This window comes from Kushneria marisflavi (assembly GCF_002157205.1).
GTDB lineage: Bacteria > Pseudomonadota > Gammaproteobacteria > Pseudomonadales > Halomonadaceae > Kushneria > Kushneria marisflavi.
Genome location: NZ_CP021358.1, coordinates 614,087 through 637,542 on the forward strand (window position 1 = coordinate 614,087; position 23,456 = coordinate 637,542).

24 protein-coding genes are annotated in these 23,456 nt (G+C 58.9%); 9 read left to right on the forward strand and 15 right to left on the reverse strand.

Annotated features, from left to right (window positions below):
* Positions 1-183 precede the first annotated feature (183 nt).
* Positions 184-399, reverse strand: a complete 216-nt coding sequence (rpsU, locus tag B9H00_RS02860; protein WP_086622362.1) for a 30S ribosomal protein S21 — start codon at positions 397-399, stop codon at positions 184-186.
* A 299-nt stretch (positions 400-698) separates the two neighbouring features.
* Between rpsU and tsaD the strand changes: the two genes are divergently transcribed.
* The 3 genes from tsaD to folK are packed head-to-tail and all read left to right on the forward strand — an operon-like array spanning position 699 to position 2,702.
* A complete protein-coding gene (tsaD, locus tag B9H00_RS02870) occupies positions 699-1,739 on the forward strand; it encodes a tRNA (adenosine(37)-N6)-threonylcarbamoyltransferase complex transferase subunit TsaD (protein WP_086899397.1) in 1,041 nt (346 codons plus the stop codon).
* A 44-nt stretch (positions 1,740-1,783) separates the two neighbouring features.
* Entirely contained in the window at positions 1,784-2,143 is a 360-nt protein-coding gene (gene folB / locus B9H00_RS02875) for a dihydroneopterin aldolase (RefSeq protein WP_086899398.1), read from the forward strand.
* 1 nt (position 2,144) lies between these two features.
* Positions 2,145-2,702: a 2-amino-4-hydroxy-6-hydroxymethyldihydropteridine diphosphokinase gene (folK, locus tag B9H00_RS02880; RefSeq protein ID WP_086899399.1), complete on the forward strand. Its 558-nt coding sequence runs from the start codon at positions 2,145-2,147 to the stop codon at positions 2,700-2,702.
* Here folK and B9H00_RS02885 read toward each other — a convergent pair.
* From B9H00_RS02885 to B9H00_RS02915, 7 genes are all read right to left on the reverse strand, one after another.
* Positions 2,674-3,786, reverse strand: a complete 1,113-nt coding sequence (locus B9H00_RS02885; protein WP_322788263.1) for a polynucleotide adenylyltransferase — start codon at positions 3,784-3,786, stop codon at positions 2,674-2,676. The two genes, folK and B9H00_RS02885, sit on opposite strands and share 29 nt — an antisense overlap.
* The gene (gene glpE / locus B9H00_RS02890; protein WP_086899400.1) at positions 3,783-4,124 is read right to left on the reverse strand and encodes a thiosulfate sulfurtransferase GlpE; all 342 of its coding nucleotides are present in this window, start codon (positions 4,122-4,124) and stop codon (positions 3,783-3,785) included. Before glpE ends, B9H00_RS02885 begins: the two co-directional genes overlap by 4 nt.
* Positions 4,125-4,164: 40 nt before the next feature.
* Positions 4,165-4,983 (reverse strand): symmetrical bis(5'-nucleosyl)-tetraphosphatase, encoded by an 819-nt coding sequence (locus B9H00_RS02895; RefSeq protein ID WP_086899401.1) that lies wholly within the window; start codon positions 4,981-4,983, stop codon positions 4,165-4,167.
* Positions 4,984-5,047: 64 nt separating this feature from the next.
* The gene (apaG, locus tag B9H00_RS02900; protein ID WP_086899402.1) at positions 5,048-5,431 is read right to left on the reverse strand and encodes a Co2+/Mg2+ efflux protein ApaG; all 384 of its coding nucleotides are present in this window, start codon (positions 5,429-5,431) and stop codon (positions 5,048-5,050) included.
* A complete protein-coding gene (rsmA, locus tag B9H00_RS02905) occupies positions 5,428-6,231 on the reverse strand; it encodes a 16S rRNA (adenine(1518)-N(6)/adenine(1519)-N(6))-dimethyltransferase RsmA (RefSeq protein ID WP_086899403.1) in 804 nt (267 codons plus the stop codon). The genes apaG and rsmA overlap by 4 nt, the downstream gene beginning before the upstream one ends.
* A 103-nt stretch (positions 6,232-6,334) precedes the next feature.
* Positions 6,335-7,324 carry a peptidylprolyl isomerase gene (locus B9H00_RS02910; protein ID WP_086899404.1) on the reverse strand — a complete coding sequence of 330 codons (990 nt, stop codon included), beginning with the start codon at positions 7,322-7,324 and terminating at the stop codon, positions 6,335-6,337.
* Positions 7,325-7,426: 102 nt separating this feature from the next.
* On the reverse strand, positions 7,427-9,862 hold the full coding sequence (locus B9H00_RS02915) for an LPS-assembly protein LptD (protein WP_086899405.1): 2,436 nt from the start codon (positions 9,860-9,862) through the stop codon (positions 7,427-7,429).
* A 167-nt stretch (positions 9,863-10,029) separates the two neighbouring features.
* Between B9H00_RS02915 and B9H00_RS02920 the strand changes: the two genes are divergently transcribed.
* The 4 genes from B9H00_RS02920 (at position 10,030) to B9H00_RS02935 (ending at position 13,516) form a co-directional block, all read left to right on the forward strand.
* Entirely contained in the window at positions 10,030-11,043 is a 1,014-nt protein-coding gene (locus B9H00_RS02920) for an aminoglycoside phosphotransferase family protein (RefSeq protein WP_086899406.1), read from the forward strand.
* A 1-nt stretch (position 11,044) separates the two neighbouring features.
* Positions 11,045-11,713 carry an N-acetylmuramate alpha-1-phosphate uridylyltransferase MurU gene (murU, locus tag B9H00_RS02925; RefSeq protein ID WP_086899407.1) on the forward strand — a complete coding sequence of 223 codons (669 nt, stop codon included), beginning with the start codon at positions 11,045-11,047 and terminating at the stop codon, positions 11,711-11,713.
* Positions 11,714-11,791: 78 nt separating this feature from the next.
* Positions 11,792-12,211: an OsmC family protein gene (locus B9H00_RS02930; RefSeq protein ID WP_086622351.1), complete on the forward strand. Its 420-nt coding sequence runs from the start codon at positions 11,792-11,794 to the stop codon at positions 12,209-12,211.
* A gap of 159 nt (positions 12,212-12,370) precedes the next feature.
* Positions 12,371-13,516, forward strand: coding sequence for an AI-2E family transporter (locus B9H00_RS02935; RefSeq protein WP_086899408.1), 1,146 nt, complete (start codon positions 12,371-12,373; stop codon positions 13,514-13,516).
* On the opposite strand, the gene B9H00_RS02940 is transcribed toward B9H00_RS02935, so the two are convergent.
* The 4 genes from B9H00_RS02940 to purD all read right to left on the reverse strand — a co-directional run bounded on the left by B9H00_RS02940 (position 13,517) and on the right by purD (position 16,971).
* The gene (locus B9H00_RS02940) at positions 13,517-14,182 is read right to left on the reverse strand and encodes a 3-demethoxyubiquinol 3-hydroxylase (protein WP_086899409.1); all 666 of its coding nucleotides are present in this window, start codon (positions 14,180-14,182) and stop codon (positions 13,517-13,519) included.
* Between the two features lie 165 nt (positions 14,183-14,347).
* Positions 14,348-14,689 (reverse strand): histidine triad nucleotide-binding protein, encoded by a 342-nt coding sequence (locus tag B9H00_RS02945; RefSeq protein ID WP_086899410.1) that lies wholly within the window; start codon positions 14,687-14,689, stop codon positions 14,348-14,350.
* Between the two features lie 49 nt (positions 14,690-14,738).
* A complete protein-coding gene (locus tag B9H00_RS02950; RefSeq protein WP_086622348.1) occupies positions 14,739-15,611 on the reverse strand; it encodes a phosphoribulokinase in 873 nt (290 codons plus the stop codon).
* 79 nt (positions 15,612-15,690) lie between these two features.
* The gene (gene purD / locus B9H00_RS02955; protein ID WP_086901669.1) at positions 15,691-16,971 is read right to left on the reverse strand and encodes a phosphoribosylamine--glycine ligase; all 1,281 of its coding nucleotides are present in this window, start codon (positions 16,969-16,971) and stop codon (positions 15,691-15,693) included.
* 160 nt (positions 16,972-17,131) lie between these two features.
* Here purD and B9H00_RS02960 point away from each other — a divergent pair, with 160 nt between their 5' ends.
* Positions 17,132-17,851 carry a 16S rRNA (uracil(1498)-N(3))-methyltransferase gene (locus B9H00_RS02960; RefSeq protein WP_086901670.1) on the forward strand — a complete coding sequence of 240 codons (720 nt, stop codon included), beginning with the start codon at positions 17,132-17,134 and terminating at the stop codon, positions 17,849-17,851.
* 42 nt (positions 17,852-17,893) lie between these two features.
* On the opposite strand, the gene B9H00_RS02965 is transcribed toward B9H00_RS02960, so the two are convergent.
* From B9H00_RS02965 to B9H00_RS02975, 3 genes are read right to left on the reverse strand one after another with little or no spacing between them, the layout of a single operon-like run.
* Complete coding sequence (locus B9H00_RS02965; protein ID WP_086899411.1) at positions 17,894-19,354, reverse strand: phosphotransferase; 1,461 nt, start codon at positions 19,352-19,354, stop codon at positions 17,894-17,896.
* A complete protein-coding gene (locus tag B9H00_RS02970; RefSeq protein WP_086899412.1) occupies positions 19,351-20,562 on the reverse strand; it encodes an acyl-CoA dehydrogenase family protein in 1,212 nt (403 codons plus the stop codon). The genes B9H00_RS02965 and B9H00_RS02970 overlap by 4 nt, the downstream gene beginning before the upstream one ends.
* 31 nt (positions 20,563-20,593) lie before the next feature.
* Positions 20,594-21,376, reverse strand: a complete 783-nt coding sequence (locus B9H00_RS02975; RefSeq protein WP_086899413.1) for an SDR family NAD(P)-dependent oxidoreductase — start codon at positions 21,374-21,376, stop codon at positions 20,594-20,596.
* 389 nt (positions 21,377-21,765) lie between these two features.
* Here B9H00_RS02975 and B9H00_RS02980 point away from each other — a divergent pair, with 389 nt between their 5' ends.
* The gene (locus B9H00_RS02980) at positions 21,766-23,421 is read left to right on the forward strand and encodes an AMP-binding protein (protein ID WP_211329556.1); all 1,656 of its coding nucleotides are present in this window, start codon (positions 21,766-21,768) and stop codon (positions 23,419-23,421) included.
* The last annotated feature ends 35 nt before the right edge of the window (positions 23,422-23,456 follow it).

Genomic DNA, 23,456 nt, shown 5'->3' on the forward strand with positions numbered 1-23,456 from the left:
CACTTCCATTATCCGAAGGATCTGACTTCTCAGGCGCTGCATGTGGCGTTATCGGCCGTGATGACGTCCTTGATTGCCACCCTGTGGCAACGTCTGACACACCATCATCTATAAAAACGAACGGCCGCCAATGGCGGCCGTTCGGCATCCCGCTGAAGCGTTGGGCATACGCTCAGGTACGGATTAATACAACCGTTCGAAGCGCTTGCGCTCGCGCTGCAGCTTCTTGGCATGACGCTTGACAGCTGCTGCTGCCTTGCGCTTGCGCTCGGCCGTGGGCTTTTCGTAGTTCTCACGACGACGAACTTCGGAGAGCACGCCAGCCTTTTCACAGGAGCGCTTGAAGCGACGCAGAGCAACGTCGAACGGTTCGTTATCACGTACTTTGACGGAAGGCATTAAGCAATCACCACCTTAAGGAGATCAATGAGGTTTGAATGTGCTCAATGCCGTCGATGCGGCACTTAAACCGGTCATGAATGTTTATCACGATTCAGCGAAGGCGCCGCGATCAGCGGCCAGAAGCACAGCCCGGTATTACAGGGACACGCATTATAAACGTCACGTCTCCGGTTTGCAAAGCGCCTGACGCGAGAAGCACAAACAGGTAAACTTGCTCCCCTGCCGGCGGCAGCGCCCACCACCTGCCGAGTGGCACCCGCCATTGAAAGACGCCCTTATCAGAGTCAGGAAACATCATGCGCGTACTGGGGATCGAAACCTCCTGCGATGAAACGGGGATTGCCCTGTTTGACAGTGAACACGGGCTATTGGCCGACGCCCTGTTCAGCCAGATCGACATGCACGTCGAGCACGGTGGCGTCGTGCCCGAGCTCGCCTCACGCGATCATGTTCGTCGCCTGCTCCCTCTTATTGACCAGGTACTGCTTGAAGCGGGCCTAAAAGCCCGCGAAGTCGATGCCATCGCCTATACAGCAGGCCCCGGCCTGGTCGGCGCTCTGATGGTCGGAGCATCCACCGCACATGGGCTGGCCTGGGCCTGGCAGGTACCGGTACTGGGTGTTCACCACATGGAAGGCCACCTGTTGGCGCCAATGCTGGAAGAAGAGCGCCCCGAATTTCCCTTTGTGGCACTACTGGTCTCGGGTGGACATACCCAGCTGGTCGCCGTGCATGCGCTGGGCGACTATACGCTGCTGGGCGAGTCGGTTGATGACGCAGCAGGCGAGGCGTTCGACAAGGCCGCTCGCATGCTTTCGCTGCCTTATCCCGGTGGCCCTCACATTGCACGTCTCGCCGAGCAGGGCGACCCCACCCGTTTCCGTTTTCCAAGACCCATGACCGACCGTCCTGGACTGGACTTCAGTTTCTCGGGTCTGAAAACGCACACCCTGACCACCATCAAGGCATTGGAATCCGAGGGCACCCTTGATGACCAGACAAGAGCCGATGTGGCCCGCGCCTTTGAAGAAGCGGTGGCCGATACGCTTGTCATCAAGTGTCGACGCGCGCTGGAGCAATCCGGCCTCAAACGCCTGGTCGTAGCCGGGGGCGTCAGTGCCAATCAGCGGCTGCGTCAGCGCCTGGATGCAGCACTTGAAAAAATGGGCGCACGCGCCTTTTACCCGAGAGGGCGCTTCTGTACCGACAATGGCGCCATGATTGCCTATGTGGGCACACAGCGCCTGCTGGCCGGCGAACGCGATGGCCGGACCATGCTGGCCACACCGCGCTGGCCGCTTTCCGAACTGGCGCCCCCGGCGCACGTCCAGAAATAAACAACCGTCCATAAACAACAACCTCCCATGACAGGAGCGACGCCATGGACATGGTGCTGATTGAAGAACTGGCGCTGGAAGCCGTTATCGGCGTGTACGAGTGGGAAAAGCGCATCCATCAGCGGCTCCTGCTGAGCCTGGAGCTGGGCTGCGACATCGCACAGGCCGCTCGTAACGATGACCTGAGCGCCACACTGGACTATGCCGCTATTAGCCAGCGCCTTCAGGCGTACTGCAGCGAACACCGGTTTGAACTGGTAGAAACCTTTGCCGAGCGCATGGCGAGCCTGCTTCAAGAAGAATTTGGCATTGCCTGGCTGCGGCTGACGCTCAAGAAACCGGGTGCCGTGGCAGACGCTGCCTTTGTGGGCGTGCGTATCGAACGCGGCGAGTACCGCAGCTGACATGGCCTTTGTACTGTTCAGCCTGGGCAGCAACGCCCATCGTCATCGCCGTATCGATGCGGCGCTCTCCGCTCTGCATGAGGCATTCGGGGAACTGCTGATCTCGCGGGTATTTGAAAGCCACCCGGTGGGGTTTGACAGCCCATGCAACTTTTACAACCTGGTAGTGGGCGCGACCTGCCCGTGGCCGCTGTCGCAGCTCAATCAGTGGTGCAAGCAGGTCGAGCGTGACAATGGCCGTGACCATAGCGCCCCAAAGTTCAGCTCGCGGGCACTGGATATCGACATCCTGAGCATGGACGATCTCACCGGCTGCATTGACGGAATCACTCTGCCTCGTGAAGAGATCACCTATAACGCCTTTGTCCTGCGTCCGCTGGCGGAAAGCTTCGGTGATCACCATCATCCGCTGACAGGTTTGACCTACCAGGCGCTATGGCAGGATTTCGATGCCGACTCCCAGGGGCTGTGGCCGGTCGCCTTTGAGTGGAAGGGAAAGCAGATCTCGGCGCCGGAGCCGCTGGAGGCCATCACGCTTGCGCCAGCGCGTGTTCAATAGCACGCAGACGCTCGATCTCGATCATACGTCCCAGCTCGGCACCCTGATAGCCCTGCGCCATGAGTGATTGAGGTGAAATCATGCGCGCCTGATCAATCGCGTGTTCAAGCACCGTAACAGGCAACCCGAAGTCGCCGATGGCCAGCATATCAAGCACGTCATCCAGACGCGACTGCCGCCGCCAGGCATCCATGACCTGCGCCCAGGCCAGCACCTGCTCGGCCTCAAACGGGGCTGAGAACATCGCCCGACTTCGCACGACCATCAGAGCACGATCACGCCACTCTCCCGGCACGCGATAACGCTCGCAAAGTGCCGTCAGGGCGTCAATTGACAGGTCCGCCGTCAGCAGCGCCCAGCGGGCCATGGGCGCCGTAGCAACACTCATCCGTGCCAGACCTTCCACCAACACTTCATCGAGCGTCGGCATCAAAACATTGAGCGCTCCACACTGCTGAAGCAACTCGAAAAAGGCCCTTGGATCAGACTCGCTCAGCGCCCGCTCGATCTCCTGCCAGACCCGTTCGGCCACCAGATGACTGACCTCGCCCTCGGCCACCATGGCCTTCATCAGCGTCATCGTGTCATCAGCGACCGTAAACCCGCGCGGGCGAAAACGGGCCAGAAAGCGGGCAGTGCGTAGAATGCGCAGCGGGTCTTCGACGAAGGCCCCGGAGACATGACGGAGGATTCCGGCACGACAATCCTCCAGACCATGAAAAGGATCCACGCGCTGCCCCGAACTATCCTGCGCCATCGCATTGATGGTCAGATCGCGCCGCGCAAGATCTTCTTCCAGTGTCACATCGGGCGCGGCATGTACCTCAAAACCGGTATAACCATGACCGGATTTGCGCTCGGTGCGCGCCAGAGCGTATTCCTCGTGAGTATGAGGGTGGAGAAAGACGGGGAAATCACGCCCGACCGGGCGAAACCCGCGCTGGCGCATCTCATCGATGGTGGTACCCACAATCACCCAATCCCGGTCATCATGGGCGATCCCCAGCAGGTCATCACGCACGGCGCCGCCAACGCAATAGACCTCGAGACCCTTCAGCGCCTCATCGAGCTCAAAACGAATCACCTCGACCCGACCCCATCGTCACGTACCACCTGATCGGGATGCTGGTGCTGCCAGTGGGTAAAGCCTCCATCCAGGCTGTAGACCCTTTCAAAGCCCTGCCCGGCCAGCCACAGCGCTGCCTGCTGACTGGAGTGACCGTGATAGCAGACCACTACCACGGCACTTTCCTGCGGCGTGCGTTCGACAAAATCGCCCACGCTCGTATTGTCCAGATGACAGCTGCCGGGGATATGCCCCTGACTGAAACTCATGGGATCGCGAATATCGACCACCTTATGCGCAGTGCCGTTGCCCTGCCACTGCCTCAGGGTGTCATGATCGAGATGACTAAAGGACATGCCGTCTCCTCTGGATCTGTTTGCAATATCGATGCCGCCATTATCCACGCGCCTGCGCGGCGACCGTGACAACTTCATCGGTTTCAAGATTCATGGCCATCAGGGCCCCGCCCCAGACACAGCCGGCATCAAGCGATCGAACATTGGCTCGCGCCCCGGGTGCACGACCTTCCAGGGCAGCCCAGTGACCAAAGATCAAGCGCTCGGTGTCGCCCCGCTCGAAGCAGAACCAGGGACTGAAACCTTCGGGCGCACTGTCCAGCCCTTCCTTTGCGCTGAAATCGAGCGTGCCGTGGGCATCGATAAAACGCATGCGTGTAAAGACATTGATGATCGCGCGCAGGCGATCATTGCCGCGAAGCCCCGGCTCGAATCGCGCCGGCTCATTGCCATACATGTGCGGCAGGAATTCAAGGAACTGGCGCGAAGACAGCATGGCCTCACCTTCACGGGCATATTGCCTTGCACGTTCGATCGACCACTGCGGCGGCAGACCTGCATGGGTCATGACGCACTGATACGTCTGGGACTCGACCATCAAGGGCTGGCAACGCAGCCACTCCAGCAACACTTCACGGTCAGGCGCCTCAAGGATATCGATCAGGGTATCCGAAGGCTTGAGACGACCATGGCCAAAGGCGACGGCCAGAAGATGCAGGTCATGATTACCAAGCACCACGCTTGCATGCTCACGCAATTCATATACCCGGCGAAGCGTTGCCAGTGACTGCGGCCCACGATTGATCAGATCCCCGGTCAGCCACAGATGATCGCGCCCCGGTACAAAATCGATGGCCTTGAGCAGCGCATCAAACTCATGGCCGCAGCCATGTAAATCACCGATGACCCAGATCGTCATTGTCTACTCCAGAACCATTGAACGAACAAGACATTGTTCCCTTTCAGCACGAGGCCTTGAGATATCAATGCAGATGCAGCGGGCAGGCCAGACGAAAAGGTGCAATGGTCACATCAAACGTCTCTCCCAGCGCCGGCGCCATGAAGGTATAACTGCCCTCCATGACGCCTACCTGGCTGTCGAGAATGGCGCGGCTGCTGTAATTGAAGGGCAGACCCGGCGCAATCATGGGCTGTTTGCCCACCACCCCTTCTCCACGAACTTCACGCACCTCGCCACTGCCCAGGGAGATCCGCCAGTAGCGCGCCAGTAGCTGTATGGAATACGCCCACTGATTGCGGATGGCGACCCGATAGCCAAACACAAAGCGCTGCTGCGAAGGATCCGACTCCTGCGGCAGATAAAAGCTTTCAACCTCGACCACGATATCCCTGGCAGGCTCACTCATGAGGCGTTCTCGGACAGGTGATTGGCAATCGTCACAAACTCACCGACACTCAGGGTTTCCGGGCGACGCGTGGGCGCAATCTCAAGCGATTCAAGTGTCTCGGCGCTCATGATATCCCGCAGATTGTTGCGAAGCGTCTTGCGCCGTTGGGAAAAGGCGCGACGCACCAGATCGGAGAGCAGTGTTTCATCATGCGCCACGTGTGGCCGCACCTGCCACGGCACCAGCCGTACGATGCTGGAATCCACCTTGGGCTGGGGCAAAAAGGCTTCAGGCGGCACATCAAAGAGCGATTCGACCTGGCAGTAATAGCGTGTCATGACAGATAGCCTGCCCCATTGTCCGGTACCAGGCTGTGCAGCAAGACGGGCCACGACTTCCTTTTGCAGCATGAAGTGCATGTCGCGCACCGCGTCGCCGGCACTCAATAGATGGAAAATCAGCGGCGTGGAAATATTGTAGGGAAGGTTACCGACCACACGCAGTGGTGCCCCTTCACCCCGGAATGCCCTGAAATCGAACGCCAGTGCATCCCCTTCAATGATGTTGAAGTCGGGATAGTTAAAAAAGCGCGTGCGCAGCCCCGGGATCAGGTCACGGTCGAGTTCGATGGCCTCAAGTGATCCATGTACTGCCAGCAACTCCTCGGTCAGGGCGCCCTGACCGGGTCCGATTTCGACCAGCCGATCACCCTCTCGCGGATGTATCGAGCCAACAATACGCTCAATGACCCCGTGATCCTGAAGAAAATTCTGCCCAAAGCGCTTGCGCGCGCGCATGGGGGCTGGTTGTCGTGACATGAATGATCCTTGCATAAAAGATAACGGCCTGCATCAACGAAAGGCCGCGAGGGTCGCTCGCGGCCTGTTATCAATGCCGGCATCCGAGAAAAGGCATGGCCCGTTACGGCGAGGTGCCGTCACCCTGTTCCAGTCGATTGTCGACGTAGGCCGAAGCACGAATTTCCTGCGTCCAGGCCTCCAGCTCTTCGTTGACCTTGCGCTGAAACAGCGTGCGTCGAATCTGCTCTCGCTGCTGATCGGCATTACCGCCGCCGCGCTTGTCCAGAAGCGTAATCAGATGATAACCACTGGGGCTGCGAATCGGCTCACTAACCTCCCCCACGCTCAGGCCGGGCACGACGTCGTCAAAGATACTGGGCATCTCGGCACCGGAGCGCCAGCCCAGATCACCACCGTCCAGCGCTTGCGGTCCATCGGACTGCGCCGCGGCGACTTCCTGAAATTTCGCCCGACCCGAGGTAATTTCCTTACGCAGCTGTTCGGCCTTTTGACGAGCCGCCTCAGCCTGTTGAGGCGTTGGCGCCTGCGGCACGGAGATCAGGATATGCGCCAGATGATACTGCGTATTGGCATTGCTGCCGGCTTGCTTTAGATACTGATCCACTTCCCGATCGGAAATGTTGACCTGGCTTGCCACACTGCGCTGCTGCACCTGAGTAATCAGAAGCTCACGGCGCACCTGCTCTCTCACCTGGGCATAGCTCATGCCTTCCTGCTCGACACGATCTGCAAACTGCTCGAGCGTCATGTTGTTGCGCTGGGCAACGCCTCGCATGGCCTGATTGAGGTCGCTGTCGCTGACACTCAGGTTGGCACGCTGGGCCATTTGCAGCTCGATCTGCTCGGTGATCATGCGTGAGAGCACCTGTTCGCGCAGCTCATTCTGGTCGGGCATGCCAATGTTGCGTGACTGCATCTGCTGACGCACCTGGCTGACACGCTGGTCCAGATCGCTGGACATGATGGCGTCATCGTTGACCACGGCAACGACGCGATCCAGTGGCTGCACCGCAGCCGTCGCCAGCGGCGACATGGAAAGACTCAGCGCAAGGCCCAGAGCGGCCAGCGTGTTTGCGTTGCGTGCTTTCATGACATCTCTCTTCTCATTCATGACACTGACCTGACGTCAGTGGTGCAGCAAGGGTCGTGCCTTCGCTACGGGTTATTGTCCGGTTGCAGGCGATCGTATGATTTAGTTGCTCACGCCGGTATAGGCGCCGAAGTCATCTTCCCGAACCCCGGGAATGGCCTCGGAGAAATAACCATCAGTGCTACCCTGCCCTACACTGCCAAGCCCCTTGAAGATAAAGGACAAAAAGAGCCCCTGCTTGCGATCGTCATCACTGATGCGAGCCGTATCGTTATCATCGATATAGTCACGCCAGGCAAGCTGAACGCCGTAACAGCAGTCATTGAAGCGCACACCCGCCAGCGTCTCGAGGGTTCGATTATTGGTCTGATCATACAGATAGCGACCAAGCAGTGAAATTGCCGGCGTCAGGCGATACGCCGCCGACAGATCATATTCTTCACGGTTATAGGTCAGGCGATCATCCTGATCCCCGAAAGGATCAAAGTCCTGAACGGTCCACCGATACCCCATATTGAGGATCAGATTGTCTGTGTCCTGATAGGTCAGGTAGGACGTGGCCTTCTCGGTGCGATTACGGTGATCATCGTAGAAAAGAGACTGCCGGGCCGACCAGCGATCGGTAATCTGCCAATCGGCTTCCGCAACGATCGGTGAGCGATCACGCGTATTGCGATAAGAAAGATCGCTTTGTTCATTAAGCACGCGGTCTTCAAAGCGGGCATCGATGACGCGGCGATCCTCGAAGTAGTGGCTTTGCCCCACCGACAACGCCAGCCGTTCCCGGCCGGTATCATCTTCAAGGAAGCGGGTACTGACCCCATAGGACACCTTGTTGATGTCTCCAATACGGTCCGTACCGCTGAACCGGTAAGGTGACCAGAGCTGCGAGTAGGACAGCGGCTGCTCGCGACTATCGAACTGCGGCAGCTCGGACTGATCGCGATACGGGGCATAGGCATAGTACAGGCGAGGCTCCAGGGTCTGGCGCCAGTCGCTGCCAAAAATGCTGGCATCACGTTCAAAAATGAGCCCCGAATCTACCGACAGGACCGGCAACACCCGGTTGGGCGAGTTATCAAAGCCCGAGGTGTCTTCACGGTCATGCCAGTCCAGATCATATTGGGTGGCCATGAGTTGCGCGCGCGGTTCGAAAAATCCCCATGAAGGAGAACGGCGGAAGCCAACGGCGGGGGCAACGTGAACACGCGCCCCTGTCGCGGACTCCTGCGGGATGATTTCGGGGTCGCTATAGTTAACGTCACGCCAGAAATAAGTGGCGCTGGAATTGAATTCCTCGTAAAGACCTCCGGCCTGGTCCCAGCGCGCGCTGGCCAGCAACGCCGGCAACTCATAGAAGGGCTTGTCATCATCACGCAGCGGGTCATCAAGTTTCTGATAACCACGCGCCCGCGCCTGAAGGTTCCAGGTCGTGCCCTGATAATTCAGCCGCGCCAGACGCTCGAGGTTATCGGTATCCTGTTGCTCGAAGGTCTGCCCGAAATCATCGAAATAGTCACCATCGCTGGCTGCCCCATAGCGCAGATTGTAGGTGGTACGCGGCGAAAAAAGCCCATCATGGGCATAGCGGACAAACCAGCGATCTTCCCCTTCATGCTCATTGTCATCTCCGCCCTCATCGTGGCCGAGATAGTTGCCTTCCAGGGTACCGGCATCCTCTTCGAAGAGATAACGCAACTGCCCACCAATCGCCTCCCCTCTTTCAGAGATGTAGCGGGGGGTGATGGTAGCGTCGTAATTGGGCGCCAGGTTGAGATAAAACGGCTGAGCGTAATCGAGCCCTGAATCGCTGCCATAGCTGACCGAAGGCCACAAAAATCCACTCAGACGGCGATCATCGATCGGGAATCGCAGCCAGGGCCAGTAAAAGACCGGGACGTCCTCGATTTCCATGCGTGCATGGGTCGCGGTCCCGTATCCTCTTTTCTGATCCAGCGTGATGTCACTACTGACCAGTTTCCAGAGACTCGACTGCGGTTCACAGGTGGTAAAGGAAGCGTCCTGAAGCCGGTAGCGACCATCCTCGAGTCGCGCCAACTGACCGGCGTCACCGCGCAGACGCTGCTGATGCGCCACGTAGTGGGCCTGGTCAATTTCAGCTGCATCGCTGTTGAGCGCCATCTCGCCACTATCACCACGCACCAGAAACCCGGGCTGACGATAGGCAACAGGCCCCTGTAGCGACACATTCGTGCGCGCCTCGTTAAGCGTGGCGCGTTTTGCCTCAAGCTGCTCGTCCCCCTGACGCAGGACAACTTCACCATCCAGCAGGGTTTCACCATTGCTACCGTATCCGGCGTCATCGGATTCGGTACGCACCTGTGACGGAGTACTGCCGGCATCGATACGATAATCCGGCATAACATAGCGGCCCCGACACAGCGCATTGGCGGGGCGGTCATCCCCCCACGCCTGCCAGTCAAGTTCGCTTGCAGGCAGTGGCTGGGGCGCCGCCTGAGCCATGGTCGAGAGAAGACCGGTCAGCGAGGCGGCGGTCCAGAAGATACGCTGGCCCATGATCCTTGTTCTTCCTTGCAATGAAGCGATGTGATTGCTTTTAAAAATCGGTATGGTACGCGGCATTGGACACTGCAGCAGCCTGAAAACAGCGACAAAAGTGTCTGTTGCGGTCCTTGAGCGCTCAGCATGCGGTGCCGCAACCGTACCGTCAACCAGGAGTTCCCATGACAGCGCGCCTTGACGCCCTGCGCCACTGGGCAGCCTCTCATCACGGCCTTGAGTCGACAGCTCCCGAGCTTGAGATCGTGACAGATGATGCCAGCTTTCGGCGCTATTTTCGCCTGCATCTCGATAGCGGCCATTCACGTATATTGATGGATGCCCCTCCGGAGCACGAAAACAGCCATGCCTTTGTAGAGATTGCTCGCCAATGGCGCGACCATGGTATTGCCGTCCCCGAGCTTTACCATGTCGATCTGGATCAGGGGTTTATCGAGATGGAAGATCTTGGCGATGAGATGCTGCGCCAACATCTTCAAAATGGTCAGCGTGAAATGCTCATGATGCAGGCCATCAAAACCTCGGTAGCCATTGCAGCCCTGCCGACCGATGAGCTGCCGATTTATGATGCGCATTGGCTTGGAGAGGAGCTCGATCTTTTCCCCGAGTGGTGTCTAAAGCAGTGGCTTGACATGGCGCCTCCGCAGGGCTGGACACAAATACGAGAACAGCTGGTCGCGGCAGTGAGCGCCCAGCCCAGAGTCTGTGTCCATCGCGATTTCCACGCACAAAACCTTATGTGGCATGAGGACCAACTCCGGGTCATCGATTTTCAGGGCGCGGTGCTCGGTCCGCTGACCTTCGATCTGGTCTGTCTTTTACGCGATCGCAACAATGCCTGGCCTGAAAGCGATCAAAAACGCTGGATCGAGGCCTGGCGTCAGCAGGCACAAGGCGCCGGTGTCATGGCGCCCGTGGCCCCGGAAGCGTTTCGACGCATGGTCGATCTAACCAGCGCCCAGCGCAGTCTCAAGGTGTTGGGCGGCTTTTGTCGTCTAGCACTGCGCGACAACAAGCCTCGCTATCTCACGCTACTGCCACTGTTTGTTGAGCATGTTCGCCAGGGGCTAACGGGCCAGCCTGGCTTTGAAACCTTCATGCAGTGGTTTGATACCTGCTTCGTACCAGCACTGGATGCACGACTGATTCAGCATCGTACCGGCTGCCACGAGGCCTGACATGAAAGCGATGATTCTTGCCGCCGGGCGCGGCTCACGCATGCGAGAATTGACTGACGACTGTCCCAAGCCATTGCTCAGGGTAGGGGGACGACCCCTGATCGAATATCATATCGAGCGGCTTCGCTCGGTAGGCATGACCGATATTGTCATCAACGTCAGCTATCTCGGCGAACAGATCATGACGGCACTGGGAGATGGCGCCCGGCATGGGGTTCAATTGCGCTACAGCGTCGAGCCCACGGCACTCGAGACAGCCGGTGGCATTCGTCATGCCCTGCCTCTGCTGGGAGAGGCCCCCTTCTGGCTGGTCAATGCCGACGTCTGGTGCGACATGCCCCCCGGCATGACGGCACCACTGGGAGATGACCTGGCGCGACTGGTCATGGTCGACCCGCCGGAGCACCATCCCGGAGGAGATTTTTACCTGGACGAGACCGGCCGCCTGCACGAGCAGGGAGAACCCCGCCTGGTATATGCCGGCATGGCGCTCATGCATCCCGCCCTGGTGGCAGATCTGACCGACAATACGCCCTGCCCATTGAAACCCTGCCTGGTCAACGCCATACAGCAGCGGCGGCTCGGCGGCCATCACCATCAGGGAAAATGGTCAGATATTGGCACACCCGAACGTCTGGCTCTTCTGGAGCAACAACTTTCGCATCAGTGACATGAACTGATTTCTGTCCCTGATCCAATCATACCGTGAGAGGTTTCACCTCTTTTTTACTCGTACGGAGCAAGACTCATGGAAGCCAACATCAAATGGACCGACGGTCGACAGTTCGTGGCCGAATCCGGCAGCGGTCATGCCGTCATTCTGGACGGCAACCCGGACAACGGCGGTCGTAATACCGGCCCCCGCCCCATGGAAATGGTTCTGATGGGCCTTGGTGGGTGCAGCGCCTATGATGTCATCAACATCCTTGAAAAGGCGCGCGCAAGGGTGACTGACTGTGTGGCCCAGCTCAAGGCCGAGCGCGCCGACACCACACCGGCTGTTTTTACCAGTATCCATCTTCACTTTGTGGTGACAGGCGTCTCGCTCAAGGAAGCTCAGGTCAAGCGCGCCGTGGAGCTTTCGGCCGAGAAATATTGCAGTGCGTCACTGATGCTTGCCAAAGGCGGCGTCGAGATCACCCATTCGTGGGAAATCGTTGAAGCCTGACAACGGCCTTCAGCGCTGAACACTGCGATGAATCAATGTCGTGTAGCGCAGTCTGACTACACTGAAGATGACATGCCCGGCGTTGTGCCGGGTTTTTTACGATGGTGACAGGCACTGCCGGTCAGCACTTGCTGACGTCATGGCCAGGCAGGAGAAAGCATGGAAAAACCGATTGAAAAAAGGGCGTTTGAGCTGCTGCTGGTAGCCGTCTCGGTCGCTTTTATCTGGATACTGTTGCCCTTTTTCAGCGCCGTGTTCTGGGGGGTTATTCTGGCACTTGTGTTCATGCCCCTGCAGCGGCGCCTTTTGAGCCTCTATGGGGGAAGACGCAATCTGGCCGCCCTTACCAATGTCCTGATCTGCGTTTTTATCGTCATTATCCCGGTCACCCTGATCGCCGGCTCTCTGGTTCAGGAAGGCACCAGCGTCTATCAACGCATCCGTACAGGTGATCTGGATATCGGTGCCTATGTCGAACAGGCACGCCAGGCATTACCGCCTACGGTCGATGGCTGGCTCAAAAGCGCAGGAATGGGCGACCTTTCCCAGCTGCGCGATCGTGTTTCCGAAGGCGCCGCACAGGGCAGCCAGATTCTGGCGTCAAGAGCCCTGAGTATCGGACAGAACACGCTTCAGTTTTTCATTAGCCTGGGCATCATGCTGTATCTGCTGTTTTTCCTGTTTCGCGACGGGGTACCGTTGGGTCGACGCATCCGCCAGGCCATCCCTCTGAGCGCGCGCTACAAGTATCAACTGCTTAACAAGTTCATTACGGTCACTCGGGCCACGGTCAAGGGTAATATCATCGTTGCCGCCACTCAGGGTGCCATTGGTGGTCTGGCCTTCTGGGGGCTGGGGATTGAAGCGCCCCTGCTCTGGGGCGTCATCATGGCCTTCCTGTCACTGCTGCCGGCCATCGGTGCCGCTCTGGTCTGGGCACCTGTCGCCATCTATTATCTGCTGACCGGCAACATTGCCAGTGGCATCATCCTGACCTTTGTGGGGGTCGTGGTGATCGGCCTTGCGGATAATTTTCTGCGCCCGCTGCTGGTCGGCAAGGATACCAAGCTGCCTGACTATGTCGTGTTGATCTCGACACTTGGCGGCATGGCGCTTTTCGGGATCAACGGCTTCGTGATCGGGCCGCTGATTGCGGCACTTTTCATTGCGGCGTGGGATCTTTTCTCTCATGAAAAGGAGGAAGACGAGGCCGGTGCCATTACCGAGCTTTCACCCATTTCGACCGAATCTCGCAAGGCTCAATCCGGAGAAACTCAGGAGCGCGCGCCTCGCGAGCAGGATTGATCAATCGATCATATTACCGGATGAATGGCGACGCAGGCGTCGCCATTCGCACGCCCGAGCCCCCAGCGATGTCACCCATCGCCAGCCGCCAGGCCAGCGCTCTCCCCCGGCCTCCAGCGCCACGCGCGCATGACGCGTACAGTCGTCCAGCATCTGACGGATAATCGCGCGCGACTTGTTATCCCCTGCCGGCAGCGCCGCCATCTGGCGCTCCAGAGACTCACCCTGAAGCGTTTCCGCCAGATTGACCAAGCCAAGCCCATGCGCGCGATGGCGTCGACTCAGCAGTATGCCCGCGCCCAGCGATGTCGTGTAATAAAAGGGGATCAAACGTGACGGCTGTCCTCCAAGCTCTTCAAGACGAGTATCGCACCAGTCAAGATGGTCGATGCCTCGCACCGATAAGTCATCTACCGGCTGATAGCGGCTGCTGATGCCCGTGGCAAACCGCTGCCCCTGATATACGCCCTGACCGATGACGCGAGCGCGATGGTGGTGGCGGAGAACATCAATGGAATGCCGGGTCTCTTCCGCGGTCATGGACTGATTTTTTACCGCCATGCCGGGCCGGGCTCGGCTGGCACGCGTTGCCCCCGGCACCAGGGTTCGCAGCATGGTGTCAAGCTGATCAACAAAACGATCACTGTGCGTGAATCGACGGGACATGGCCTATCTCCTGAAGCTCGCTCACGATGAAAAAGCGAAGGATGCCCTGACTATAGCGGCCATCGTTCGGGCTGGCGACGCTGAATGCTCAGCAACGCATGCATCGGAAACCAAAAAGCGCCGGCAGAGTGGCTACCGACGCTTTTAATGGATGCGAGAATGTCTTTAGCCGGCAGGCCAGCTCATTTGACGCCCACCCATTAGATGCAGATGGATGTGATAGACGCTCTGGCCGCCCTGGTCATTGCAGTTCATCACCACGCGATAGCCGTCTTCAGCGATCCCCTTCTCACGGGCGATCTTCGCCGCGACAAGATGCAGCTTGCCCACCAGTGCAGCATCTTCTTCAGCAAGGTCATTAAGCGTTGCGATCTCCTTTTTAGGGATAATCAGCACATGGACCGGCGCCTGCGGGTTAACGTCATTGAACGCCAGTACCTCATCGTCCTCAAAAACGATGCTGGCATTGATCTCGCGGTTAATGATTTTGGTAAAGATCGTGGACATGAACACTCCCTGGTCAAGAAAGAATCGTTGTTACTGGCGCCAAACATACCTATCGAAAGCGACGCTGCGCCAGCAGGGCTTCGATCTGAGGCTCCAGAATCAGTTCGATGGCCAATGGCATTTGTGAGCCGGGCACCACCAGCGTGTTGGGCCGCGTCATGAAGGCGCCTGACAGCATGGTCAATAGATAGGGAAAATCCGCGCTGTCGCGGTCGCGAAAGCGAATCACCACGAAGGATTCGGCATCGGATGGAATCGCCTGCGGCTCAAAGGGATTGGAGGTATCAACCGTGGGTACGCGCTGAAAATTGATATGCGTGCGGGAAAACTGCGGCACGATATAGCGCACGTAGTCCTGCATTCGTCCAAGAATGGTATCCACCACCGCCTCATGGGAATGCCCGCGCATATTGATGTCGCGGTCAATCTTTTGAATCCACTCGAGATTGACGGTTGGCGTCACTCCAATCAGCAGATCGACATGCTGGGCAAGATCATGCTGGGAAGAGACCAGTCCGCCATGCAGTCCTTCGTAGAACAGAAGGTCCGTGCCGGTGGGCAAGGGCTGCCACTCGGTAAAGGTACCCACATGATAGCCGGCCTCCAGCATGCGCTTGTCTTCGGCATGAATGTAGTGGCGATAGGTACCGGTACCGTGCTCGCCGTACTCGGCAAACAGGCGCTCCAGGCGATCCAACAGGTTGGCCTCGACGGCAAAGTGCGAGAGCTCATGCTTGCGCTCGGGCTCGTCGCGAAAGATGCGCGCCAGATCCTCCCGGCTATAGCGGTGAAAGGCATCGCCATCCACAAAGGCGGCCCGAATGCCCTTGCGGGAAAACATGCGCTCGAAGGCGCGCCGCACGGTGGTGGTTCCTGCGCCGGACGAGCCGGTAATGGCAATCACGGGATATTCGCGTGACATGGCACCTCCTGAGCTGCAGACCCGAGACGGGTATTGTTATTGACGCCGGTCGACCCTTGCAGCCGACCGACGTGCAGCGCTATCGATTGATGGCGCGTGCAGCAATATCACTGCGGTAAAACCCGCCTTCAAACTGCATGGCGGCCACGCCTTCATAGGCCAGATCGCGTGCCGCCTTCACATCGTCTCCCAGTGCCGTCACACAAAGTACGCGCCCGCCGGCCGTTTCGATGGTGCCGTTTTCACTCTCACGGGTGCCGGCGTGAAAGACGTGACATCCAAGACGCTGCGCCTCGTCAAATCCCGTAATGACGTCTCCCTTGCGGTAGCTGCCCGGGTAACCCTCTGCCGCCATCACCACACCGACTGCCGAACGGGGATCCCACTGGCAGTGATACTGATCAAGCTGGCCGTCGATGGCTGCTTCACACAGTGTGACCAGATCAGACTGCAAACGCAGCATGATCGGCTGGGTTTCGGGATCGCCAAATCGGCAATTGTATTCGATCACGCGTGGAGCGCCCTGATCATCGATCATCAGCCCGGCATAAAGAAAGCCCGTGTACGCATGGCCGTCGGCCTTCATGCCCTGAATGGTCGGCATGATGATCTCGCGCATGACACGCTGGCGCACGCTTTCGGTCACCACGGGTGCCGGTGAATAGGCGCCCATGCCGCCGGTGTTGGCACCGCTATCATTGTCTCCCACTCGCTTGTGGTCCTGGCTGGTGGCCATCTCGACCACGTGGTAACCATCCGCCATGACGATAAAGCTGGCCTCTTCGCCTTCGAGATACTCCTCGATGACCACTCGAGCGCCGGCATCGCCAAAGGCATTGTCTTCAAGCATATCGTGAATGGCAGCCCGTGCCTGCGCCATGTCCATGGCCACGATGACGCCCTTGCCGGCGGCCAGACCATCAGCCTTGATCACGATCGGCGCGCCCTGTGACTCAAGGTAGGCCAGTGCCGGCGCGACCTCGGTGAAGCTTTGATAGTGGGCCGTTGGAATGCCGTGGCGCGCCAGAAAATCCTTGCTGAAGGCCTTGGAGCCTTCGAGCTGCGCGGCTGCCGCGCTCGGACCGAAAATCCTGAGCCCTTCCGCCTGAAAGCGATCTACCACGCCGGCCACCAGCGGTGCCTCGGGGCCGACCACCGTCAATGCCACCGCCTCACTGCGTGCTACCGCCAGCAACCCTTCGATGTCACCGCTGGCAACATCGACGTTGCGAAGACCGGGCTCGCGAGCGGTACCGGCATTGCCGGGCGCCAGCAGCACCTCGTCTACTCGCGGTGACTGTGCCAGTTTCCACGCCAGTGCGTGTTCGCGGCCACCGCCGCCGATCATCAATACCTTCATGGCGAAGCTTTCCTGCATCATGGTTCAAGCCAGTTGCCCGTATGTCCGGGCGTGTATCCGGCGCATTATGTCAGAAAGCGAACGGGTCGTCCGCCCGCGGTCGCTGCGCTATCATCGCCGCTCCTATCGACACGCTCGCGCTTTTGGAAATACCACTGCCATGAACCTGCTGCTGCTGACCCCAGAGGACCTTGTGCCTCCCGATCGAGCCTGTATTCGCGACAGTCGACGCCTGCGCCATCTTCAAGAGATTCATCGGGCCACCGTCGGTGAAGAGCTGACAGTTGGCATGAGCAATGAGGGGGTCGGCCGAGCGCGCCTGCTCGAGCTTGAAAGGGATCGGGCGCTGTTCGAGATCCTTCATCTCGATAATCCTCCCCCGCCGGCACTGCCGATACATCTTTTGCTCGCGCTGCCGCGCCCGCGCATGCTCGCTCGCTCGCTTGAGAACATTGCCACCATGGGGGTCAAGCGACTGACGCTTTTACATACGGCCAGGGTGGAGAAAAGCTATTGGCAATCGCCCGAGCTTCAGCCCGAGCGCATCGATGCCCACCTCCGCCTTGGGCTTGAGCAGGCGCGTGACACGGTGCTGCCGACGGTGGACATGCAGCCTCGCTTCAAACCCTTTATCGAGGACCAGCTGCCTGAGGCCATCATCGGTCATCGGGCACTGCTGGCACATCCCGGCATCGGGGAAAGCTGCCCGCGCGGCCTGCCCATGGATCAGAGCGTGACCCTGGCCATTGGCCCCGAAGGCGGCTTTATTCCCTTTGAAGTGGAAAAACTGCAGGCGATGGGGTTTGAAGGCATCCATCTGGGCTCGCGCATTCTACGCGTCGAAACGGCCGTGGTGTCGCTGCTTTCAAGGCTTTTCTAGGCGAACTGTACCGATCGGCATCCACGATAACCGTGCGCCCCGCTACCGAGCGGCACGGGGCTGGCTGATGTGCGCGCGCGCCAATGCATCTTCCTTGAGTAGATGGCGCAGCGCTTCAAACTGCTCCGGGGTATCACGCTCGCCGCGGTGAATTTCTTCCACCAGAGCACGGGCACCGGCTTGAGCGTCAAGGCCCTCCATCGGCAGGGAAAGCTGCTGTGCCAGCGTCTCTCTGACCTCATCCCAGATGGAGACGCCCTGATACTGCTGGCGGGAGATGATCGACAGCGCATTGGCCACCATCAGCGCCGAATGTCTCGCCTCGCCGTCCAGTGCCGGAATGATCTCTGACTTGAGTGTCTGACGTGTAATCTCCATCAGATCGCGCGCGTCGTCGTTAAGCGCCGAAAGCGCCTCCCAGGCTCTGGGAAGAGACGTTTCGGTAGAATCCTCCCCGGCCCTGCCCGGGGACCGGAGCAAAGTGTCCGGGTCAACATCTGGATCAACGGGAATCAAACGCAGGAGGTCAAGCTCCAGACCGGGCAGTAGATGTGTGGTCAGCGCCAGTTCCAGATCCGGCTGTATACCGCTGTCATGCCGAGCGCCCTGCTCCAGTGCAATCACGGCCCAGCGAAGAGTGGCCAGGATGATCCATCTGTCGAGTTGCTCACGATCGACGCGCTCACCGCCGGCATTTTCATAGCCGCGCAAAAACGCTTCCATCGACCCAAGACCACCGGCTTCCCCGGCACCACCGAAACGCCAGCAGGGGGCGCAAAACCAGCCGATATCGGCAAGGGCAGCATTGGGCCCGGCAAACTCCCAGTCCAGTACCGCCTCGAGCCGGCCATCCTGAACCATGAGATTGCCGGTACGGAAGTCATTATGGGCCAGTACGGTTCCTGACGGCGCCAGGGGCTGTCTTGACAGCCAGCGCAGCGCCCAGGCCAGCACAGGCTGTGGCGGTTCAAGCCGTGACAGCCGGTGCCGAAGATCGGCCAGCTGCGTGGAGATCCAATCAACATCGCCCTGTGGAATTTGATCTTCGTCGGACAGCGGCAGGGCGTGAATACGGGCCAGTTCAGCCCCCAGCTCCTCCACCAGTGGTTCAAGCGCACCTTCCCCGGCACGAGCCACCAGCGCCCGAGGAGAAGCCTCTCCCGCAACATGGCGCATGATCATGAAGGAACGCCCCAGAACGCTTTTGTCTTCACACATCCATAGCGGCTCAGGCGCGCGAATGCCATGACGCCAGGCACGTTCGATCAGCAGAAACTCCTCCTGCCGGCTGGCGCTGATCGCCAGCGGCGCCAGGGCATCACTGCGAAGGACCCAGCGCTGTTCACCGGCCATGGGGCCGCCGGTCACGCTGACCTCCAGCAAACGATTATCCTGTACGGCGCCGCCACCCAGACGCCGCTGGGACGTGATGACCACACGCTCGGCGTCGCAGCGCTGCGCCAGCCATTGCGTCAGGGCCGAATCCGAACCGGTCTCACTCATTGATCCGCAACCTCCCAGTGCCAGAAGTCGTTGCCTTCGCTGCGCAGCATGCGTGCCAGCAGCATCTGATGAACTTCGGTGGCACCGTCCACGATGCGCGCCTGACGGGCATAGCGGTAGATCCATTCAAGCACCGTGTCCTGGGAGTACCCCTTGGCGCCATGCACCTGAATGGCCACATCCACCGCCTTGTTGAGCACGTTCGAGACCGCCACCTTGGCCATGCTGACCTCCTTGCGGGCAAAGCTGCCCTGATCAAGCGCCCAGGCGGCCTTCATGACCAGCGTACGGCCCACCTCGATCTCCATGGCCACTTCGCCCAGCATCGTCTGGATGCTTTGATTGTCCGCCAGCGCAGCCCCAAAGGCCTGACGCATCTCGACATGGCCCAGCGCCTCTTCCATCGCCCGCTGCGCCAGACCCAGCCACCGCATGCAGTGCGTCAACCGCGCCGGGGCCAGTCGAATCTGGGCGACTTTCATACCTTCGCCGACCCCCAGCACCACCTGATCGTCAGGAATCTCCAGGCCGTCGAAGATCAGCTCACAGTGCCCGCCGTGCTCTTCAGGCCCCATGATCGGGATGCGACGCTTGATCTCCCAACCGGGCTGATCACGATGAAACAAAAAGACCGTCAGGCCCTTGCGCGCATCATCACTGGTCCGGGCGACCAGCATGAAATGCTCGGCAAGCCCGGCACCGGTAATAAACCACTTGTGTCCGTTGATAACCCACCGGTCGCCACGGCGCTCGGCCCGGGTCTGCATCATGCCGGCCATATCGGAGCCGGAACCGGGATGGGGTTCGGTCAGGGCAAAGGCACTGCGTACCTGGCCATCCACGATCGGTTGAAGCCAGCGCGACTTTTGCGCTTCGGTGCCAACCTTTTCGAGCACCATCATGTTGCCGTCATCAGGCGCCACGGCGTTAAAACAGACCGGCCCGAAGATGGACCGGTTCATGGCTTCATAGCAGGCCGCCATGCCCACCATGGAAAGCCCCATGCCACCACGGTAACGCGGCATTTGCGGTGACCAGAGGCCGGCCTCCTTCACTTCACTCCGCAGCCGCTGCAGATGATGATCCACGATGTTTTCGTGTTCATCGTAATTGGCGCGGTCCTTCTCCAGCGGCATGATGCGCTCATCCACAAAGGTGCTGATGCGCTGACGGTACTGCTCGATGTCCCGGGGGAGTGAAAAGTCCATGTGATATCCGAAGAAATGGGGAAATAAAGCGTTAGAGCGAGCTGACCGTGTGGCCACCATCGACCGTCAACACACTGCCGGTCATGTAGCTGCCGGCGTCGCTGCACAGCAGCAGCAAGGGACCATCAAGGGATTCGGGCGCGCCCAGACGTCGCTGGGGGATACGTCGAATCAGCTGCTGCCCCTGCTCACTCTGGAAAAAATCGTGATTCAAGGGGGTATCGATATAGCCCGGTGCCAGGGCATTCACCCGAATTCCATGACGCGCCCACTCAAGCGCCAGGCTTTTGGTCAGCTGAATCAATCCCGCCTTGCTGGCGCTATAGGCGGCCACGTGACCGGCAACTCGTAGCCCCAGAATCGAGGCGACATTAACGATCACCCCTCCCCGACCCTGTGCCTGCATTTCCCGGGCTGCAACCTTCGAAACCCGCATGGCGCCATTGAGGTTGGTATCGATGATGTCGGTCCATGCCTCCATGTCCCTTGATATTGCAGGGGTGGTATCGGTAATGCCGGCATTGTTGACCACAATATCGGGAATTCGGCCTGCTTCAGCGGCCAGTGTCGCAAGTGCCCGGTCCACATCGGCGTCATCGCGGATGTCCATGGTGGACACCCACACCTCGACGCCCTGCTCACGCAAGCCGGCGGCCTGAACCTCGAGAGGCTCCCGTCGACGCCCGGTCAGCATCAGAGAGGCACCGGCACTGGCAAGCACCTGACTGAAATGCGCGCCCAATCCGCTCGCAGCACCCGTCACCAGCGCCACCTGACCCTCAAGGCTCAGACGTCTTTCAATATCCGCCGTCATGACTGCTCCAGCATCGAAGGCCTTTAATAAACTATCGGCGGTAATCCGTTATACGGATTTTATTTAATATTAAATAAAAACGATTTAATCAGCCGACAGCCTGAAAATAAACATTAACTTCCAAACTACGATGGATGGCTTCAGCATAATGTGCCGTATTGACCATGTTGTTTTTACAAAATAAAAAACAGGTCCGACCGTGTTTATATTGTAGAACCAAAAGTACAGAACTTTTAATTCAAACTTAACCCAATTAATCCCCGCCTTGCCATCTAAAGGCTTTAAATAATCAGAATGATTTAAAAGACTGTCATACCCGGCGTCACTTATTTTATTTAAAACTCATTAAAAGAATAAAAACATATTCATGGTCTCGTGGAGATATGGCATTGAACAATTACCGCGCATTACCGTCGTCGTCATGTCCATCACAGGGTAAAAGCAATCATGTCCCTCTTTCGCCCATCAGCTTTCTGGAACGTGCCGTACGCGTGCATCCGGATCGAACGGCCATCGTTGAAGACGATGCCACCTTCTCCTATCAATCGTTTTATCAACGCTGCCGACAGCTCGGCGGCGCCCTTCAGGCTCTGGGTATCACATCGGACAGGGTAGTCTCGACGCTTGGCATGAACTCAAGGGCCATGCTGGAGGCCCATTACGGCGTGCCGATGGCGGGGGGCATACTCAATGCCATCAACGCTCGACTCGATGGGGCTTCCGTGGCCTTCATCATGGCGCACGCCGAGACACGCATACTGATTTTTGATCGAGCTCTTCGTCATACGGTCGCCGCGGCGATGGCCCTGCTGACGACGCCTCCACCCGTTTTGATCGAAGTCGAGGATGGTAGCGGGAAGGCATCACCTTGGGATCTGTCGACGCCTCATGACTATGAATCGCTGGTGAAAGGGGCCCCCCCATGCCTTCCTGTCTCCCCTGAAGAGGAAAGCGACTGCATCGCGCTCAACTACACCTCGGGGACCACGGGCAATCCTAAGGGCGTGATCTACAGTCATCGGGGCGCCTATCTCAACGCACTGTCCAATACGCTGACGCTGAAGATGGATGACCGCACGGTCTATCTCTGGACGCTGCCCATGTTCCACTGCAACGGCTGGACTCACACCTGGGCCGTAACAGCAGCGGGCGGTACGCATGTCTGTATGCGCCGGGTCGAACCGGCCCGCGTGCTTGAAATGATCCACACTCGCGGGATCACCCACATGGCAGCCGCCCCCATCATCATGACCATGCTGCTCGACCGGCCCGAAGCCGCCACCCCGCTGCCTCATCCGGTCATGCTGGCCACCGGCGGCGCACCGCCCAATTCGGCCACCATCGCCCGCATGAGCGCACTGGGATTTAACGTGCTGCATCTCTACGGCATGACCGAAACCTATGGCCCCTCGCTGGTCTGCCAGTTCCAGCCGGAGTGGTCGACGCTGACCATCGAGGCGCGCGCGCGACTTCAGATTCGCCAGGGCGTGGGAACCCTTGCCATCGAGCGTGTCGCGCTGAAGGACCCGGTCACCCATGAGGATGTCCCCGCCGATGGACAGTCGCTGGGGCATCTCATGTTACGTGGCAATACCATCATGCAGGGCTACATCAAAAATCCCGAAGCCACCCTTGAGGCCATGGGGCGCGGCTGGCTCGACACCGGCGATATCGCCGTCATGCATGAAGATGGCTATATCGAGATACGCGATCGCGCCAAGGACATCATCATTTCAGGTGGCGAATCGATCTCCTCGATCGAAATCGAAGAGATCATGATGAGCCACCCCGCCATTCGCGAAGTGGCCGTGATCGCAAGACCGCATGAGTTCTGGGGCGAAACGCCGCACGCCTTTGTGGTTCCAGCCTCGGAAACCGACAGGCCCAGCGAGGCTGAGTTGCTGAGCTGGTGCCGCGAGCACATGGCACATTTCAAGGTCCCCAGACATGTCACGTTCCAGGCATCACTGCCCAGAACCTCAACCGGCAAGCTTCAAAAATATGCGCTGCGCGAGCAGCAGAAAAATCAGATGGCAACGGCCTGAGACACCCTATAAAAAGCCCTGAGCCCTGAAAAGGG

Bases quoted from the DNA above. Each gene is read 5' to 3' on its own strand.
- rpsU (WP_086622362.1), bottom strand. From the start codon at position 399: ATGCCTTCCGTCAAAGTACGTGATAACGAACCGTTCGACGTTGCTCTG.
- tsaD (WP_086899397.1), top strand. From the start codon at position 699: ATGCGCGTACTGGGGATCGAAACCTCCTGCGATGAAACGGGGATTGCC.
- folB (WP_086899398.1), top strand. From the start codon at position 1,784: ATGGACATGGTGCTGATTGAAGAACTGGCGCTGGAAGCCGTTATCGGC.
- folK (WP_086899399.1), top strand. From the start codon at position 2,145: ATGGCCTTTGTACTGTTCAGCCTGGGCAGCAACGCCCATCGTCATCGC.
- glpE (WP_086899400.1), bottom strand. From the start codon at position 4,124: ATGTCCTTTAGTCATCTCGATCATGACACCCTGAGGCAGTGGCAGGGC.
- B9H00_RS02895 (WP_086899401.1), bottom strand. From the start codon at position 4,983: ATGACGATCTGGGTCATCGGTGATTTACATGGCTGCGGCCATGAGTTT.
- apaG (WP_086899402.1), bottom strand. From the start codon at position 5,431: ATGAGTGAGCCTGCCAGGGATATCGTGGTCGAGGTTGAAAGCTTTTAT.
- rsmA (WP_086899403.1), bottom strand. From the start codon at position 6,231: ATGTCACGACAACCAGCCCCCATGCGCGCGCGCAAGCGCTTTGGGCAG.
- B9H00_RS02910 (WP_086899404.1), bottom strand. From the start codon at position 7,324: ATGAAAGCACGCAACGCAAACACGCTGGCCGCTCTGGGCCTTGCGCTG.
- B9H00_RS02915 (WP_086899405.1), bottom strand. From the start codon at position 9,862: ATGGGCCAGCGTATCTTCTGGACCGCCGCCTCGCTGACCGGTCTTCTC.
- B9H00_RS02920 (WP_086899406.1), top strand. From the start codon at position 10,030: ATGACAGCGCGCCTTGACGCCCTGCGCCACTGGGCAGCCTCTCATCAC.
- murU (WP_086899407.1), top strand. From the start codon at position 11,045: ATGAAAGCGATGATTCTTGCCGCCGGGCGCGGCTCACGCATGCGAGAA.
- B9H00_RS02930 (WP_086622351.1), top strand. From the start codon at position 11,792: ATGGAAGCCAACATCAAATGGACCGACGGTCGACAGTTCGTGGCCGAA.
- B9H00_RS02935 (WP_086899408.1), top strand. From the start codon at position 12,371: ATGGAAAAACCGATTGAAAAAAGGGCGTTTGAGCTGCTGCTGGTAGCC.
- B9H00_RS02940 (WP_086899409.1), bottom strand. From the start codon at position 14,182: ATGTCCCGTCGATTCACGCACAGTGATCGTTTTGTTGATCAGCTTGAC.
- B9H00_RS02945 (WP_086899410.1), bottom strand. From the start codon at position 14,689: ATGTCCACGATCTTTACCAAAATCATTAACCGCGAGATCAATGCCAGC.
- B9H00_RS02950 (WP_086622348.1), bottom strand. From the start codon at position 15,611: ATGTCACGCGAATATCCCGTGATTGCCATTACCGGCTCGTCCGGCGCA.
- purD (WP_086901669.1), bottom strand. From the start codon at position 16,971: ATGAAGGTATTGATGATCGGCGGCGGTGGCCGCGAACACGCACTGGCG.
- B9H00_RS02960 (WP_086901670.1), top strand. From the start codon at position 17,132: ATGAACCTGCTGCTGCTGACCCCAGAGGACCTTGTGCCTCCCGATCGA.
- B9H00_RS02965 (WP_086899411.1), bottom strand. From the start codon at position 19,354: ATGAGTGAGACCGGTTCGGATTCGGCCCTGACGCAATGGCTGGCGCAG.
- B9H00_RS02970 (WP_086899412.1), bottom strand. From the start codon at position 20,562: ATGGACTTTTCACTCCCCCGGGACATCGAGCAGTACCGTCAGCGCATC.
- B9H00_RS02975 (WP_086899413.1), bottom strand. From the start codon at position 21,376: ATGACGGCGGATATTGAAAGACGTCTGAGCCTTGAGGGTCAGGTGGCG.